Genomic DNA, 15,987 nt, shown 5'->3' with positions numbered 1-15,987 from the left:
CACGAGGCCGGGGTGACAGGGCAATTCGTCAGTTCAATCAAGCCGTGAACAGCCCCTTGCGGATGATCGCATGGACGCCCCAATTGCCATTGGCGACCTGTGAGATGCCGAAATCGACCGCTACGGAGATCAGCGAGATCGCTTCGTCTTCGGAGAGGTTCTTGGTGGTCATCAGGAAACGGCGGGCCTTGCGGAAGGCGTCGCGCATCGCGCTGTCGATCGAGGCGCGCTTGTAGACTTCGCTCTGCGCGTCCTCGCCCAGTTCCTTCAGGTAATCGGGGTGGCTGAAGCCCATGATGACCCATTCGCTCTCGGTCTCGATCAGCGGGTAATCCAGATCGCGCATCATGCCCGAAAGATCGCCCTTGGCGTGGCGGATCACCTGGATCAGCGCGGTCATCGAACATTCGATGGCCGTGCCGCACAATTCGGAATCGCCTTGCGAGGCATGGGGATCGCCCAGCGAGAGGAGGCCGCCGGAAACCTGCACCGGCAGGAACACGCTCGACCCCGGACCAGTGCGCCAATTGTCCATATTGCCGCCGAAGGAACTGGGCGGAATGGAATCTACGGGCCCGGTATGGGCCGGAGCCACCGCGATCACGCCGAAATGTGGGCGGACAGGAATCTCCACATCGCGCAGAATGTCGTAATTCCGCTCGATAGTGTCAGGGTCCACGGGCACGCCGGGATAATCGTAGCGATCATGGACGATGCCTGAAGGATCGGTCTGCGGCGTCCAGCGGAAGGAATAGACCGCATGGGCGGTCGGCACGCGTTCCTTGCCGCTTTCCACCTCGTAGATGGTGACCACTTCGCGCGGGTTAGGCTGGCTCAGCAGGTCATTATACTGGAAACCCCAGAAGGTGGCGGCATTGCTGCCGAAAGCCTTGCCCTGGAAGCGCGGATTGCAGCTGCGGCGCGGTTCCAGGCTGAGAATGCGCACTTCGATGATGTCGCCCGGTTCCGCGCCCTGAATGGCGATGGGCCCGGTGCAGATATGCACGCCGAAGCCTTCGCCCGCGCCGCGGCCCACTTCGCTGGCGTCCATTGGACCTGCGCCGCGCCGCTCCACTGCCTTGCCATGCTCGTCCCAATGGAACACGCTCTCGGCGCCTTCATCGCCTTCCACCATCCGTTCCGGATCGTCATTGGCGTGATGGGTGAGGGTTTCCACCGTTACGAAATCGCCCGAGCGGACGGAAAGGACAGGCTTCAGCAGCGAGCTGAAATAGCCCCAATGGACGGTGTTCGGGCTAACCGGCAGGTGGTGATGGCGCACTGTGCCGTCATCGCCGATAGGCAGCAAGCTGGTGGGAATGCCGACCGTTTCATTGGCTTCGGGAAAGGCCTCCGCCAGGGCGGCATCGTCGGAAGTGGTGCGCCGGGCCGGGCGACCGCGCCGCAGCGTATCGTTGGGATCGACATCCTCGGGAAAGCCGGACTTGCGATATTCGCGCGGCGAAACGCCATATTGTTCGCGGAAGGCTCGGCTGAACGAGGCGGAATCGTTGAAGCCCCACTGGAACAGGATGTCCGAGATGGATTTCTGCGTGTGGAGCGGGCTGCGCAGATCGAGCCGGCACCGTTCCAGCCTGCGCACCTTCACATAATGGCCGAAACTGTCATCGATCGATTCAAACAGCTTCTGCAGATAGCGCGGAGAAATGCCGTGTTCGCTGGCGACCTGCTGATAATTCAGATTGGGATCCGACAGACGCATTTCGATCGTCTGGAAGATACGTTCCAGCAAGGCGGCGCGCATGCCCGCAGCGCCGCCCAGAGCGCGGGGCGGGGCATCGCTGAGCAGGGCGGCCAACAGGAATTCGGGCAGGGCCAGCTCGACCGGGCGCAGGCCTTCATCCGGCACGTCGCTCGTCGTCATGTCGGCCACGGAGCGGAGCATGCTGGAAAGCACACGGCCCGGCCCACCATCGGAGGACAGACGGCGCGGCTGTTCCGGCAAGGGAGCCTTGAGGCGCTGGTCCAGTGATTTGGCCGGGATCTTCAGCAACAGCATGCGATGATCGCTGGTGAATTGCAGGGAAACCGGGGTTTCGCCGCGCCCACAGATCATGTCACCATCGTTGAAGGTGATCGTTTCCGTGCCGCTGCGCGCAAGGCATATCCCGTCAAGCAGAACGGCCAGCCACAGGCTGCCCGGCTCTTCACGATAGTCGAGCGTATATTCCTGGGCGGTGCCTACCAGGCGCACGAACTGGATGCCGACATCGCTGCTGAACTGGATCAGCTCGCCATAAAGGTTTGCTTCATCGGCAGCTTCGAGTGCCAGCGACGCGCGTTTTAGCGCGAACCGCCAGGCATCGTAGCGCTGCTCTTTGGGATAGGCATTAGTGGTGAAACGCAACGGGGGCTCTCTATAATGCTGGACGGGCCCCTCTCCCGGCGTGTCTCTTATGCACGCTTAAGTGATATTTCGGAGGCCGTGCGTCAACTGGCCATTCGGATAGTGTGTCAGAATGGTGATTTTGTGTGTCCTTGCTGACCGCGCCCGCCCGTCCGATGGGCGCGGTCAGCTGGTAAATGGTCGCCGTCAGCAGCCGCGTTCAAGCCGTGGCGAGCTTCGCGTCGCTCTCCAGGTCTTCACCCGGCTGGGTGGGGCGCTTGAAGAGCAGGAGCGCCATCAGGAAGGCCGTGCCGATCAACCCGCAGACCAGGAAAACCAGGCCGAAGCTGCCCAGCTGGTCGCGGGCGAAGCCGCCCAATGCCGGGCCGATCGCCGCCGAAGTGGAGATCAGGCTCATCGTGGAATAGAGTTCCAGGTTGGGGCGCTTGCCGAACACGTCGAGCAGCAGCATGGCCACGCTGACATAGCTGAAGCCGATGCCAATCCCCAGGCCGAGTGTGGCAATGCCGATCGCCACGGGGTTGCTGCCGCCCATCAGGGCCAGAACGCCGATGATGGCGGTTGCCAGAGAGAGCATGGAAAGGGCCCGGGGCTTCATCTTCTCACCGGCGACACCCGCTACAGCGGAGGCACCGGCGCTGATCAGGGCAAGGGCGCTCATCACCGTGGCCGCGCCACCCATGCCAAGCCCGCTGTCGGACAGGTGCTGCACTGCAAAGCCATGTACGGTGGTGCTGATCAGCAGCAGCGAGGTATAGGCGCCCACGATCACGTAATATTGCGGCGTGCGCATGGCGGCGCGAACGTTCCAGCCGGTGGCTGCGTCACTTGCCGCAGACTTCTTGCCGGCGTCCTTGTTGTTCCAGCGATTGGCGGTGACGGCGGAGGTGAACACCGAGAGCAGCAGGGCCGCAATCGCCGCGCCCCCCCAGAACAGGCGCCATTCATTGGTGATTTCCTGCGTCGCATAGGCAATCAGCGGGCCTGCGACGGAGCCGAGGCCGCCCACGGTGAAATAGAAGCCCATCGCAGTGGAGTGCTTCTTGAAAGAGTGGGAAATCACGTTGACGGCGGGAACCTGGCCGCAGATCGCGAAACCGATGCCGAGCAGGACAGTGCCGAGGAAATAGATCGGCGCGTTGGTAGTCAGCGCGAGGCAACCGAAGCCGCTGAACAGCACGGTGCCGCCTGTCAGCATGGTGCGCGAGACGCCGAACTTGCGGATCAGCAGGGCGGGGATCAGGCCGGAAAGGCCGCAGGCGATTCCCAGCAGGGTAAAGCCGATCCCCGCGGTTCCCCAGCCCCAGCCCAATTCCTCCACCATATAGGGAAGGACTACGCCCAAGCCGTTGAACGTGCAGGCGTTGAGAATGAAGAAGAGCAGCGCCAACGCGCCAAGAACCAGGTATTTCAACCGGCCGTCGAATGTCATGGCAGAAGCCCTCTTTCTCGCAGAACCTATTGGGGCAGAATGAAGAGCGGCAGCCTTTGAGTCTTGATCGCCCGCGCCCTCACCCTTTGCAGCGGGGGAACCCTCAATGGGCCACGGCCATCGCGCCGGGAGCCGGAGCGGCCCGTTCCCCGCGATAGGAAGGCAGCAGGAACAGCAGCAAGCTGCCCAGGCCCATGACCGCCATCGAGACCAGGATCGCGTCGCGATAGCTGCCTTGCACGTCGAAGGCAGCGTCCAGCAGGACCGGCGTGATGCCCTGTCCGGCGATCACTGCGGAATACATCACGCCCAGGATCGCGCCGAAATGGCGCAGACCGAAATAGCGGGCGATGAAGAAGGGCAGGGCGCCGAATTGCGCACCCAGCGCAAGCCCCAGGCACGCGCCGCCAGCCACCAGCATCGGCACCGAAGCGCCATATTCCAGTAGGAACAGGCCGGGGATGGCCAGCGCATACATCGGCACGACGATCCGGGGCGTGTTGACCTTGTCGAGCATCCGCCCGCTGGCGACCTGCCAGGCGGAGGCGGACAGGGCAAAGACGCTGACCACCGCCGTGCCCACGCCCAGGCTGAAGCCGCGATCGCCCACGATCGGCACCACGTGGCTGAGGATGGCGGTGGAAATGCCGCCGCCCGCGGCGATGGCGGCCATCAGCAGCCAGAAGGCCGGAACGCGCATTGCTTCCTTGAGAGATACCCCCTCCAGCTTCGCACCAGCCTCGGCCTGCGTAACCGGATCGCTGCGGCTGGGAACGTCATGCAGCAGGAAATAGAATACCGGAAAGCCCACCAGCAGGATCAGTGCGGCAATGCCAAGATAGCCAGCCCGCCAACCGAGGGTAGAGACCAGAACGGCCGCGACGATGGGCATGATCGTCGAGCCGAGCCCATTGCCGAAGCCGGAGCTGAAGCCCATCGCAGTGCCGCGGTTCCGATCGAACCATTCAGCCACCAGCTTTGCGAACATGGCGGTGCTCGGCAGGGCCCCGAAAATGCCAATGGCCAGGAAAGTGAGATAGAACTGGGCAAGGCTGCCGCTGGTCAGAGCCAGTGCCCCGATGGACAGGCCCAGCGCGACGTTGCCGAACAGGATCATCCTGCGCGATCCATGCTTGTCGGAATAACGGCCCGCCAGCGGATAGGTTATTGCGCAGGATATGGCGATGATCGCCATCACCGCCGAAATGCTCGCCCGGCTCCAGCCGAAATTCTCCGACAGGGGGACAAGGAACGTTCCGAAGACGGCGTGAACTGTGGCCGTGGTGGAAAGCACACTGCCCGTGGTTGCGGCCGCGAGCACGCCCATCTGGCGACGGCTGTCGAAAAACCCCGTCATTGCGGTGCTCCTTGCGTACTATCCGGACCGGCCCCGCTCCAAGCTGCCACCAGCGCATCGCTTGTGGTCAGCAGGGCGCAATTCTTATGCAGAACCTTGAGCGCCCCCAGATGCAGGTCTTCCTCATAGGAAGCGCAGGCATCGGAGACGACGAAAACGTGAAAACCGCGGTGGAAGCCCGCGCGGGTCGTGGCATCGACGCAGCAATCGGTGGCAATGCCGGTCATCACCAGCGTATCGATGCCCCTTGCGCGCAACTGGTCTTCCAGATCGGTGCCGTGAAAACTGTCGTAGAGCAGTTTGGCGATTTCGATATCGCCCGGCTCGGGCGAAACGCGGTAATAATCGGCCCCGCCGTCTTCCGTGCGGCAGATCGCCTGCCCGCCGGGGCGGCCCTTGCGGGCGTAGAGCGCCTTGAGCGCATCGGAATCCGTTTCCGGCTCGGTCACCACGCGCATGAAGGCCAGCGTGGCGCCGGCCTTGCGCGCGGCGGGAATGATCGCCTCGATCCGGTCGATCGCGGCCTCCGCCAAGGTCATGTCCACGCCCACGCGCTTCAGCAGACCGGATGGCCCGGCGAAGTCGTTCTGGATGTCCACTACTACCAGCGCGGTCTTCGCCGGGTCGATCATCGGGGCGAGCGTCGCCGCGTCGAGATGCGGCAGTCCGGCAGCGCCCTCAGCCATGCACCGTTACCTTCTCCCCCGCAGGGAAGCGTTCGCGCAGGGCGGGCAACACTTTCTCACCGAAAGTGGGAATGCCCTTCAGATAATCGTCGAAGATCAGCATCAGCCCGTCAGAGCCGGAAATCTCGAACAGATCGGTGAGATAGGCCAGCACCGTCTCGGGCGATCCGGCGACATGCGGCGCCATGAAGCCGGAACGGGCCTTGCGGGTGAAATCGTTTTCCTTGCCGATCTCGCTGTCGAGGAAGCCATAGGCGCGCATCATGCCTGCCAGCGCGCCCTCGTCGAAGCCTTCGCGGATCGCCTGGACTTTCTCTTCAGCCTCGGCGTCGGTTTCACCGAACACCACGGTCAGCATGGAATAGGTTCGGATGGAGCGGCCGACGGCGGCGGCATCAGCCTTGGCCGCTTCGCTCTCGCGCTTCAGCTTCTCGTGCTGGCCGCCATAGAGGAAAATCGCGTCCATCTCGGCCGAAGTGAATGCCATGCCCTGCTTTGACGTGCCCGCGCAGACCAGGAAGGGGCGCGTGGAGGGCTTGGGCCAGCTGTGGCAATCTTCCAGATGGAAGTAATCACCATGCTGGGTGACGCTGTCCTCGCTCCACAGGCCTTTGATCGCCCTGATCCATTCCTGGGCGAGATCGTATCGCTGATCGTGTCCGACATTTTCGGGCCATGCGCCCATCTGGTCGAACTCTCCGCGATAGGAGCCGGTGACCACATTGAGGCCGGAGCGGCCGTGGCTGATCTGGTCCAGCGTGGCGACCATCTTGGCGGCGACGGCGGGGTTCTGGAGAAGGGTGTGGATCGTGCCCCAGACCTTCACCTTGCTGGTCGCCTCGGCAATGCCGGCGACAGTGAGGAAGGAATCCAGCTGTTCGTCCCAATGCCGGGTCTCGCCACCGTAACCACGGAACTTGGCCATCGCCATGGCGAAATCCAGCCCGTGCTGCTCGGCCAGAACGGCGGAGGACCGGCAATAATCGTAAGATCCGTCGATCTCGGGCTTGTTTCTGGACATGATCCAGCCGCCATTCGCAATCGGCAGGAAAACACCCAGATCCTTGCCACCAGTATCGGATGGCAACCCGAAGGGCGTGTGCTCAAGCTCGCTCATATCTCTTCGATTCCGTATTTCTGATGACGGAGCCGAACTTATGCCTTGTGTGCGGGCGATCTTGATCGGGGGCGTAATTTAATTTGGCGGGCCTGCTGCGTGTTCCGTTGACGAGAGGAAGCGGGCTTGCTCTGCAAAGGCCCGAGACGCGTGGTGGGTTGGATGAGGCCTCTACTCGCTTACCTTCGTCATTCCCGCGCAGGCGGGAATCCAGATTCAGCGGTTGCCGCTGGGTTCCCGCCTGCGCGGGAATGACGATGGTGGGTAGGGTAATGCTAGCTCACACCCCACCCGTCAGCGCCGCTTCCGCCTCGCTGCGCGAGGGCATGGCGGGGATGGCGCCTTCCTTCTGGGTGCAGAGCGCGGCGGCGGCATTGGCCAGGGGCAGGGCGGATTCGATCGTTTCCCCGGCATCCAGCAGCGCGGCCAGTGCGCCGCAGAAACAGTCGCCCGCGCCAATCGTGTCGACGGGGTTGACGGATAGGGCGGGGGCATGGAAATGCCGGTCTTGCCAGACGGCAACGGCGCCCAGCGCGCCGAGCGTGACGATCACCACCTGATCGGGGCGGCTGATCAGCTTGCGTGCCACCAAGGCTTCCTCAGCAGTCTCGGGCGCGACGTCCAGTGCCACATAATGCGCCAGCTCGTGCTGGTTAACGATCAATATGTCCGTATGCTCGAACAGACCATGCGCTTCGGGCAAGGCGGGAGCAGCATTCAGGATGCGGATACGATCTTCCGCGCCGGGGGTAGTGAACAGGGCGCGCACGGTGTCGGCCTTGATTTCGAGCTGGGCCAGCAGGGCGCGCGCATCCTGCGCCAGCGCGCCGATATGGAATGGCTCCACCGCCTCATTCGCGCCGGAATTGACTATGATCTGGTTCTCGCCGCTGCAATCCACCGCGATCAGGGCAAGCCCCGTGGAATAGTCTTCGAGCGACCGGATGCCGTCCGTTTCCACGCCGTGTTCCTGCAACAGGCGGCGCATCCATTCGCCGCCCTCGTCAGTGCCCACGGCGCCGGTCATGCGGGTAGGCGCACCCATACGCGCGGCGGCCACGGCCTGATTGGCACCCTTGCCGCCGGGAAGCCTTGTCGAGCGGAATGACAGCACCGTCTCGCCCGGGCGCGGCAGGCCTTCGACCGACTGGATCAGGTCAACATTGATTGATCCTACCACCTGAACCGCCATTCTCGCCCTCCTTCGCTCGCAATTACTACGAGTGCCCTCAACACGGGCCGGACATGATCGCAACCGGTAGCCCCTCCTATGCGCCAGCAGACAACAAATGCGGTTTGCCGTGCAAAGCGCTCTGCGTGGGGGAGCCTAGAGATTGCATGGGACATGAAATCGCAAAGGCGCATCTGAGATGACGAACTGGTTGATCACGGGAATTGGCGGCGGTCTGGGCCGCGAGCTGGCTAAGGCTGCCCTGGCAAGGGGGGACAAGGTGTTCGGCACCTCGCGCGGTCAGGCGAGCTGCGATGCTTTCGAGGAACTGGCTCCCGGACAGGCATTCGCGGCGGTGCTGGATTTTGGCGATCCGGACGCTCCGGGCCGCATCGCGGCGCTGGCGGAAGAGAAGCTGGGCGGGATCGACCGGCTGGTGAACAATGCCGGTTTCGGCATGGTCGGCGCGATCGAGGAAGTTTCCCAGGCGGAAATGCGCGCTCTGTTCGATGTGAATGTGTTTGGCGCTATCGGCATGATCCAGGCGGTGCTGCCCTATATGCGGGAACGCGGGGCGGGGCATGTGGTGAACATCACCTCCGTCAGCGGGCTGGCTCCCTGGGCCGGGACGGCGCTCTATGGGGCCAGCAAATATGCGCTGGAATGCATCGGGCAGACGCTGGCGCAGGAAGTGGGCCCGATGGGCATCCGCGTGACCAACGTGGCACCGGGCGGCATGCGCACGGCCTTCGCCGGCGGTTCGCTGCATATCGCGGCGAAGGACATCCCGGCTTACAAGGACACCGCCCATTTCGCGAAGCGTTCGCTCACTGAAGGGCAGGGCAAGGAAAAGGGCGACCCGGCGCTGGCCGCCGCCGCGATCCTTTCCGCGCTGGACGAGGCGGAGCCGCCGCTCCATTTGCTGCTCGGCAAGGATGCACTCCATTATGCCGAGGGGCAGACCGACCTGCTGCGCGCCGAAATGGAAAAGTGGAAGAACTATTCGCTCTCCATCGCTTACCCGGAATACGCTGATGCATGAAGTCGTTCTCCCCGAATGGGCCGTTGAGCGCGGTAAGTGGCTCAATTCATTCGGGGAGATCGATCCGGCGCGCACCGCGCTGGTGATCGTGGACATGCAGGGGGCCTTCGTCGCGCAGGGGGAAATTTTCGGAAATCCCCATGCGGAGGCGATCATCCCCAATGTGAACCGCCTTGCCGGCGCCATGCGCACGGCGGGCGGTGCGGTGATCTGGACTCGCCAGACGGTGAGCGGGGAAGCACCGCTCGCCATGGCGCCCTGGCAGTATGATCCCACAGACGAAAGGGTGCGGGAGGCGATGGACGCGTTGACGCCGGGAGCGCCCTCGCACGACCTCCACCCGGAGATGGAGCGTTTCCACACCGATCTGGTGCTCGACAAATATCGCTACAGTGCCTTTGCCTGCCCCTCGGGTGCCCTTGAGGCGACCCTGCGGCAGCGCGGCATCGAGATGCTGGTGGTGGCCGGGACGCTCACCAATGTCTGCTGCGAAAGCACTGCGCGCGATGCTTACATGCGCGGATTCAAAGTAATTTTCCTCTCCGACGCGACTGCCACCGTGTGCGGAGAGGAACATAATGCGGCGCTGCTCAGCTTGCGCCTCCATTTCGCCGACGTGCGGGATACAGCCGCCGTTATTTCCATGCTGGACCAACAGGATAATCGGGAAACCTCATGACCTCCCACGCCATCCGCGCGACCGAACATACCATCGACGAAATATTCACCCGCCGCTGGTCCCCCCGCGCCTTTGACTGCACTCCGCTGCAGGAAGCCGACCTTTTCCGTCTGTTCGAAGCGGCCCGCTGGGCGCCTTCCGCCTTCAATGTTCAGCCCTGGCGCTTCCTCTACGCGCTGCGTGATGGGCCGGATTGGGAGCGGTTCCTGGATATTCTGGTGCCCTTCAACCGCAGCTGGGCCGCCAATTCCGGTGCGCTGATCTTCATCCTGTCGGACCGTTTCATGCGCGATGAAAATGGCGAGCCGAAGGAAGAACTCTACAGCCATGCTTTCGATACCGGGGCGGCCTGGGGTCAGTTGGCCCTGCAGGCGATCCATGACGGGCTGCACACCCATGGTATCACCGGGCTGGATTTCGAGAAGGGCAACAGGGAACTGGGCATTCCTGCCGATTTCCGTATCGAAATGGCCGTGGCCGTGGGCCGCACGGGAGATCCGGCGGAACTGCTGCCCGACTATCTGCGGGATCGCGAAGTGCCTTCAGGCCGCATGGCCATTTCACAACTGGCTTTCCCGGGAAACTTTCCCGTCTAACTGATTGGCAGACAACGAAAAGGGCCCGGAAGCGGATGACGCTTCCGGGCCCTTTCTGTTTGGATGCCTTATCCGCCGATCAGGAGATCAAGCGCGGCACGCATACTTCGCGGATGCTGAAATGGGCATCGGGATGTTCAGTCTTCCCGTCGCGCGGAGCGGAACGGACCTGGACCACGCCGTTCTTGCCAAAGCCTTCCACCACCGGACGGTCGGTCTCGCGGTGCAGCCACAGGCGCAGCAGGTGGCGGCGGCGCTGCGGCTCGGGGAAATCGTAAAAGGTCGTGCGGGCGTGGAGCGCCGCATAGTTCGAAAGCCACTGGATATCGCCGGGGCGGAAATCCATTTCGATGGCCATGCCTTCTTCATAGGTGATCGTGTCGAACAGTTCGAGCACCTCGATCTGTTCGGGCGTCAGCTTGGGCACGCCCGGATAGTTCTGCGCGGTGATGATGTAGAGCGATCCGGCATACATGCTGAATACGCCATCTTCCATGCTGATCACCGGCGAGGTGTAAGTGTCGGCCGGGGCCTCCTGGTCCTGCCGGCGCCAGTCCCAGTGGAAGGGTTCAAGCAGCAGCGGGGCCAGATCGGGCCGGCGCTTGAGGATTTCGTTATAGATCTGCGCGCCCGAGACGAGGCAGGAAGCGCCGCCCGCCATGGCCGGGCGCAGGCACATCAGTGCCACCACGTCCGAACTGTCGGAGTGATAGACCAACTGGTCACGCACCTTGGAGGACTTGGCGGTGGGATCGTCCATCGTCTTGTCGGACGTGGCATAGACGTGATCGATCAAGTCGCCCATTTCGTTCTGGCGGATGGGATCGCCCATATAGAGGCCGAGAATGTAGTAGATCGCCGAGGACAGCGCATCGGAGTAAAGATGGGTGCGCAGTCCACGGACGAGCACGAAGCCCCTACCGTAATCCACATCCTTGCCCCATTCCTTCACGGCTTCGGCGCAGGCGACCAGCGGATAGTCTTCCTTTTGCACGAAGCGCAGGTCGGGATCGTCTTCCACGAAGCGCTTGCCCAGCTCTTCCAGCTCGGCAACCTGTTCGTCGGACAGCAGGTAGACCCAGTCCTGCCGGGCGGAAAGCTCGTCACCGCGCCAGGCGGCCTCGGTGCGTACGGGTTCCAGCTCGGTAGTCACGGACATTGGATATTCTCCTTGAACGGCCAGTCGCAGAATCGGCGCAACTGTAACGCGCCTTTCGCAATCATGTGTCTATCCCGCTTGGCGCAGACCATCTTGGCCGGTCGTGCAAAATTTCTGTTCCGGGCGCGAATCGCGAGTTTTCGCGCCGTCGCAGCGTCTCTCTACCCCGATGTCATAGCCGCCTGAATCGCCTCGCGAGGGGCGAGGGCTCGAATGCGTCAACAAGTTCTGCGCGTCTCCTCAAGATTGGAACGCCGCTTGATGGCTCAATACAGGCAAGCGGCACTCCGGGAAAACCAGGGGCCTCACAACAGGGATTATGAGGGGGTGCCTCGAGCGGGTTCGATACCAATCGGGGAAGCGCGATGATCAAGACACGCTATAATAATCGTAAGTTCCTGCTGGCCGGCGTTGCACTGGCGGCCGTTGCGCCGAGCAGCGCATGGGCTGAAGAAGTCGCGGCCGAATCCAGCGACTATTCGGGCGAAATCGTCATCACGGCGACGAAGCTGAACACCAGCCTCCAGCAGGCCTCCCTTTCGGCGACGGCGGTTTCGGCCGATACGCTGAAGGAAAACAACATCACCGACGTTACCGGGCTGAACGGCAGCGTGCCCAGCCTCGTGGTTGCCAAGAGCGGTGGCGGCGAGCGCATGGTCACCATTCGCGGCATCGGTTCGGAAACTCCGGAAAACCTGAACTCCCAGCCGGGCGTTTCCTATCACATCGACGGCGTCTACATCTTCAACTCGATCGCTGCGAATGCGGCCTTCGTGGATGTGGGTCAGGTGGAAGTGCTGCGCGGCCCGCAGGGCACCACCTTCGGTCAGGGTTCCACCGGCGGTACGATCAATGTCGTGTCGCGGGAGCCGGTCCTCGGCGAGTTCGGCATGAACGGCGAAGTCGGCCTGGGTAACTACAACCTCCTCAATGCCGAACTCGGCATGGATGTGCCGGTGGGCGAAACTCTTGCCTTCCGGGTCTATGGCAACCGCCGCAAGCATGACGGTTACGCCTATGCAACCGACGTCGAAGGCTATGACAAATATGACCTCGACGACGAGAATTCCACGTCGTGGAAGGCCATGGCGCGCTGGGAGCCGACCGACAATCTGAAGGTCACGCTCGCCACCATCCAGTATGACAGCAACACGCATGGGGCTGCTCAGAAGAACGTTCTCGATCCCTCGACCGATCCGCGCGTGCTGACGCAGGATTATCCGGGTCGTTCCAAGGTCGAAACGGATCTTTACTATGGCACGGTCGCCCTGGATGTCGGCTTCGCGACCGTGAAGTCGATCACCAGCTATCAGAAGCTGCACAGCGAACAGAGCTGGGATGGTGACGGCCTGAATGCCGAGCTGTTCTGGGACGTGACCTATAACCCGCTGGTCTATGGTGGTTATACCTATGACCATGTCGCACTCTGGCAGAGTGACAACGAAAGCTGGACGCAGGAAGTCAATCTTTCGTCCAATGGCGAAGGTCCGTTCACCTGGATCGTCGGCGGCGTTTATCTCTGGTCGAAGAACGATCAGTATATCGTCGAATATCGCGGCAATGACGATGTGCTGGTGCGCCCACCGCTTCCGTCAACTGCGGCATGGGATGATCCTGATGTCCAGTATCTGACCTATGCCAGCTTGCAGTCGGCAACCCGCAAAGCATGGGCAGCCTATTTCCAGGGCACCTATGACGTGACCGAAAAACTGGCGGTTACTGCCGGTATTCGCTACAATCACGACGAGTATAGCGGCACGAGCGACAGCATCAGCAGTGGTTCGACGCCCTATACTTCTGGCCCTTATATCCAGCCTTCCGTTAGCCCGGGTCTTTCGACCAATGAATGGACCGGAAAGCTTGCGCTGGAATACAAGTTTACGCCCGAAAACATGTTGTATGCCAGCTATACCCGGGGGTTCAAGCCGGGCGGCCTCAACGGCACTTCCACTTCCGTGAAGCCGCCGTTCGAGTTCGAATATGGCATCCAGCCGACCTATCAGCCTGAAGTGGTCGACTCGTTCGAAATCGGTTCGAAGAACCGCTTCTTCGATAATGCGCTGCAGCTCAATGTCTCGGCCTTCTACTACAAGTACAAGAACATGCAGTTCCTCGACGAGGATGCGATCCTGTACGGTGAAGGTACGGCCAATGCGCCCAGTGCGAAGATCTACGGCATCGAGCTGGAGGCCAACTATCGGATCACCGACAATCTTCGCCTGGAAACCAGCATCTCACAGCTGAATGGCGAATTTGACAAGGACTATTACGCTCTCGATCCGGTCGATGCCTCTGCGGCGCAGAATGCTGCCGGTTATCCCGACTGGCTGTTCTGGTCGAACTATTTCGCGGCAGTCTATGCACGTGAAGGCGCTCGCTCGAACATCAACGGCAACAAGGTGCCCAAGCTGCCGAAGTGGCAGGGTTCGGCTGCGCTGGTCTATAACGGCGAAGTCGGTCCCGGTGAGCTGACGGCTCGCGTCCAGTACCAGTATCGCGGCGAGTTCTTCTACCGCGTGTTCAACAATGAGTTCTACGACACGACCCCGGCCTACAGCGTGGTGAACCTGTATGCCAAATATGAACCCGAAGGCCTGCCGGTCTATTTCTCGGCATCGGTCAGCAATTTGTTTGACGAGGCGGGTGTGAACTCGCGCTTCTCGGACCCCTACGGCAGCTCGCAGGGCTTCGAGACCTATATCGCACCTCGTCAGGCGATCTTCTCGGTTGGCTTCTCGTTCTGAGCCGCCGCGCTCCGCTCTTGAGACGGAGTGAAGTAAACTGAATAGCGGCTCCTTCCCGTCCGCATACGGGAAGGAGCCGCGACCTTATCTGGATACGGATTGCATGACCGAACAGCCGATTATCGAAGCCGATCTCCTCATCACCGGGGCGGAGATCATCACGATGAATGCCCAACGGCAGGTGATCCGTGACGGTGCGCTGGCCATCAAGGGCAATCGCATCGTGATGGTGGGCAAGCGAGGGGACGCCGAACGGACCGTCCGCGCGAAGGAAATGCGCGACGGCAGCAATTTCGTGATCTCGCCCGGCTTCGTTGACGGCCATATCCATATTACCGCCGATCCGCTGACCCGCGGTTTCGTGCGCCGCGTTCCGACCGATAGCTGGAACGATAATCTCACCAAGTGGGTCATCCCGCTGTTCAAGTCGCAGACGCCTGCCGATGAGAAACTGGCGGCCCAGCTCTCGGCACTGGCGATGATCCGCTATGGCACCACCACTTTCCTTGAAGCGGGCACGGTGATCCATCTCGATGAGGTGATGGAAGGCCTTGCCGAATCCGGCATCCGCGGCCGCGTTGGCCAGTGGGTGGAAGGCCGTGCTTACGATCCCTCCGCCGATCAGGCGGCGAAGATCGCCGAGGCGATCGGCCTGCTGGAAGCCGAGGTGCAAGCCTATCCCGACGATGGCGACTGCCTGCTGGCCTGTTGGCCAGTGCTGGTGGGCCATTCCACCAATCCCGACGAGGTCTGGCTGGCGGCGAAGGCGCTGGCGGACGATAAGGGGCTGAAGGTTTCGGCGCATATGAGCCCGCGCCAGTCCGATCCGGACTGGTTCATGGCCCGCTACAACCGCCGCCCGGTGGAACATCTGGCCGATATCGGCGCGCTGGGCCCCAATGTCTGCATCACGCACCTCGCCGCGATCGACCGCAGTGAGATGGAACTGGTGGTGGAAACCGGCACGACCTGCATCCATTGCCCGGACGCGGCATTCAAGGGCGGCATGGGCCTCGCGAGGCAAGGCCTCCATCTGGAAATGATGGAAGGCGGCGCCAATGTGATGCTGGGGACGGACGGCAATGCGACTGAAATCCTTTCCTCCGCGCGGCTGATGGCGGCAGGTTATCGCGATGCGCGCGGCGATCAGGATCTGCTGCCCGCCACTACGCTGATGGAATTGATGACCGTGAACGGTGCCAAGGGCATGGGCTGGGAAGACCGGATCGGCACGCTGGCGCCGGGCTACAAGGCGGACTTCGTGCTGCATGATACGCGGATGCTCGAATGGGGGCCGCGTTTCGATACCGTCGGCCAGCTCGCCCAGCATGCCCCGCCGCATGGCGTCCACAGTGTGTGGATCGACGGTCGGCAGGTGCTCGATGGCGGGCGCAACCTGCTGCTCGACGAGGAGAAGCTGATTGCCGAGGCGATTCCGGCAGGCGAGGCGCTGGTCGCCCGCACTGGCCTGCCGATCAGAACTCCCTGGCCGGTGATATAAGCGGTTATCCTGCCAGGAATGCGCGGCGGAACCTCATGTCGTGCGCGTAGAGTTCAAAATCTGGGCATCAGTGGCAAAGTGCCCATGCGCTTGCGGTGTTAGGTTACAGTCCAATCCGCAGTGGAAGGAAGCAAA

Annotated in this window: 12 protein-coding genes; 5 read left to right on the top strand and 7 right to left on the bottom strand. The window is 62.2% G+C overall.

What is annotated here, in order from left to right:
- Window positions 1-37 precede the first annotated feature (37 nt).
- The 6 genes from H0274_RS07520 to H0274_RS07495 all read right to left on the bottom strand — a co-directional run bounded on the left by H0274_RS07520 (window position 38) and on the right by H0274_RS07495 (window position 8,140).
- Window positions 38-2,368, bottom strand: a complete 2,331-nt coding sequence (locus H0274_RS07520) for an acetamidase/formamidase family protein (protein WP_226794295.1) — start codon at window positions 2,366-2,368, stop codon at window positions 38-40.
- Between the two features lie 199 nt (window positions 2,369-2,567).
- A complete protein-coding gene (locus tag H0274_RS07515; protein WP_226794294.1) occupies window positions 2,568-3,800 on the bottom strand; it encodes an MFS transporter in 1,233 nt (410 codons plus the stop codon).
- A gap of 103 nt (window positions 3,801-3,903) precedes the next feature.
- Entirely contained in the window at window positions 3,904-5,157 is a 1,254-nt protein-coding gene (locus H0274_RS07510) for an MFS transporter (protein ID WP_226794293.1), read from the bottom strand.
- The gene (locus H0274_RS07505) at window positions 5,154-5,843 is read right to left on the bottom strand and encodes a cysteine hydrolase family protein (RefSeq protein WP_226794292.1); all 690 of its coding nucleotides are present in this window, start codon (window positions 5,841-5,843) and stop codon (window positions 5,154-5,156) included. The genes H0274_RS07510 and H0274_RS07505 overlap by 4 nt, the downstream gene beginning before the upstream one ends.
- Window positions 5,836-6,960, bottom strand: coding sequence for an LLM class flavin-dependent oxidoreductase (locus H0274_RS07500; RefSeq protein ID WP_226794291.1), 1,125 nt, complete (start codon window positions 6,958-6,960; stop codon window positions 5,836-5,838). The genes H0274_RS07505 and H0274_RS07500 overlap by 8 nt, the downstream gene beginning before the upstream one ends.
- Window positions 6,961-7,240: 280 nt before the next feature.
- A complete protein-coding gene (locus H0274_RS07495) occupies window positions 7,241-8,140 on the bottom strand; it encodes a ribokinase (protein WP_319018208.1) in 900 nt (299 codons plus the stop codon).
- 190 nt (window positions 8,141-8,330) lie between these two features.
- On the opposite strand from H0274_RS07495, the gene H0274_RS07490 reads away from it, so the two are divergent.
- From H0274_RS07490 to H0274_RS07480, 3 genes are read left to right on the top strand one after another with little or no spacing between them, the layout of a single operon-like run.
- Window positions 8,331-9,173, top strand: a complete 843-nt coding sequence (locus tag H0274_RS07490) for an oxidoreductase (protein WP_226794289.1) — start codon at window positions 8,331-8,333, stop codon at window positions 9,171-9,173.
- The gene (locus H0274_RS07485) at window positions 9,166-9,852 is read left to right on the top strand and encodes a cysteine hydrolase family protein (RefSeq protein ID WP_226794288.1); all 687 of its coding nucleotides are present in this window, start codon (window positions 9,166-9,168) and stop codon (window positions 9,850-9,852) included. Before H0274_RS07490 ends, H0274_RS07485 begins: the two co-directional genes overlap by 8 nt.
- Window positions 9,849-10,448 carry a nitroreductase family protein gene (locus H0274_RS07480; RefSeq protein ID WP_226794287.1) on the top strand — a complete coding sequence of 200 codons (600 nt, stop codon included), beginning with the start codon at window positions 9,849-9,851 and terminating at the stop codon, window positions 10,446-10,448. Before H0274_RS07485 ends, H0274_RS07480 begins: the two co-directional genes overlap by 4 nt.
- Window positions 10,449-10,527: 79 nt before the next feature.
- Here H0274_RS07480 and H0274_RS07475 read toward each other — a convergent pair whose 3' ends face one another.
- Window positions 10,528-11,607 (bottom strand): TauD/TfdA family dioxygenase, encoded by a 1,080-nt coding sequence (locus tag H0274_RS07475; RefSeq protein WP_226794286.1) that lies wholly within the window; start codon window positions 11,605-11,607, stop codon window positions 10,528-10,530.
- A gap of 365 nt (window positions 11,608-11,972) precedes the next feature.
- On the opposite strand from H0274_RS07475, the gene H0274_RS07470 reads away from it, so the two are divergent.
- Both H0274_RS07470 and H0274_RS07465 read left to right on the top strand, forming a co-directional pair.
- A complete protein-coding gene (locus tag H0274_RS07470; protein WP_226794285.1) occupies window positions 11,973-14,351 on the top strand; it encodes a TonB-dependent receptor in 2,379 nt (792 codons plus the stop codon).
- 103 nt (window positions 14,352-14,454) lie between these two features.
- On the top strand, window positions 14,455-15,852 hold the full coding sequence (locus H0274_RS07465) for an amidohydrolase family protein (protein WP_226794284.1): 1,398 nt from the start codon (window positions 14,455-14,457) through the stop codon (window positions 15,850-15,852).
- Window positions 15,853-15,987: the final 135 nt, after the last annotated feature.

The sequence above is a fragment of the Fulverythrobacter ferritrahens genome (assembly GCF_020539485.1).
In the GTDB taxonomy this organism is placed as follows: domain Bacteria; phylum Pseudomonadota; class Alphaproteobacteria; order Sphingomonadales; family Sphingomonadaceae; genus Andeanibacterium; species Andeanibacterium ferritrahens.
This window is presented reverse-complemented; position numbering and strand designations above follow the sequence as displayed.

Excerpts from the sequence above, each read along its gene's own strand:
- H0274_RS07515 (WP_226794294.1), bottom strand. The coding sequence starts at position 3,800 with ATGACATTCGACGGCCGGTTGAAATACCTGGTTCTTGGCGCGTTGGCG.
- H0274_RS07510 (WP_226794293.1), bottom strand. The coding sequence starts at position 5,157 with ATGACGGGGTTTTTCGACAGCCGTCGCCAGATGGGCGTGCTCGCGGCC.
- H0274_RS07505 (WP_226794292.1), bottom strand. The coding sequence starts at position 5,843 with ATGGCTGAGGGCGCTGCCGGACTGCCGCATCTCGACGCGGCGACGCTC.
- H0274_RS07500 (WP_226794291.1), bottom strand. The coding sequence starts at position 6,960 with ATGAGCGAGCTTGAGCACACGCCCTTCGGGTTGCCATCCGATACTGGT.
- H0274_RS07490 (WP_226794289.1), top strand. The coding sequence starts at position 8,331 with ATGACGAACTGGTTGATCACGGGAATTGGCGGCGGTCTGGGCCGCGAG.
- H0274_RS07485 (WP_226794288.1), top strand. The coding sequence starts at position 9,166 with ATGCATGAAGTCGTTCTCCCCGAATGGGCCGTTGAGCGCGGTAAGTGG.
- H0274_RS07480 (WP_226794287.1), top strand. The coding sequence starts at position 9,849 with ATGACCTCCCACGCCATCCGCGCGACCGAACATACCATCGACGAAATA.
- H0274_RS07475 (WP_226794286.1), bottom strand. The coding sequence starts at position 11,607 with ATGTCCGTGACTACCGAGCTGGAACCCGTACGCACCGAGGCCGCCTGG.
- H0274_RS07470 (WP_226794285.1), top strand. The coding sequence starts at position 11,973 with ATGATCAAGACACGCTATAATAATCGTAAGTTCCTGCTGGCCGGCGTT.
- H0274_RS07465 (WP_226794284.1), top strand. The coding sequence starts at position 14,455 with ATGACCGAACAGCCGATTATCGAAGCCGATCTCCTCATCACCGGGGCG.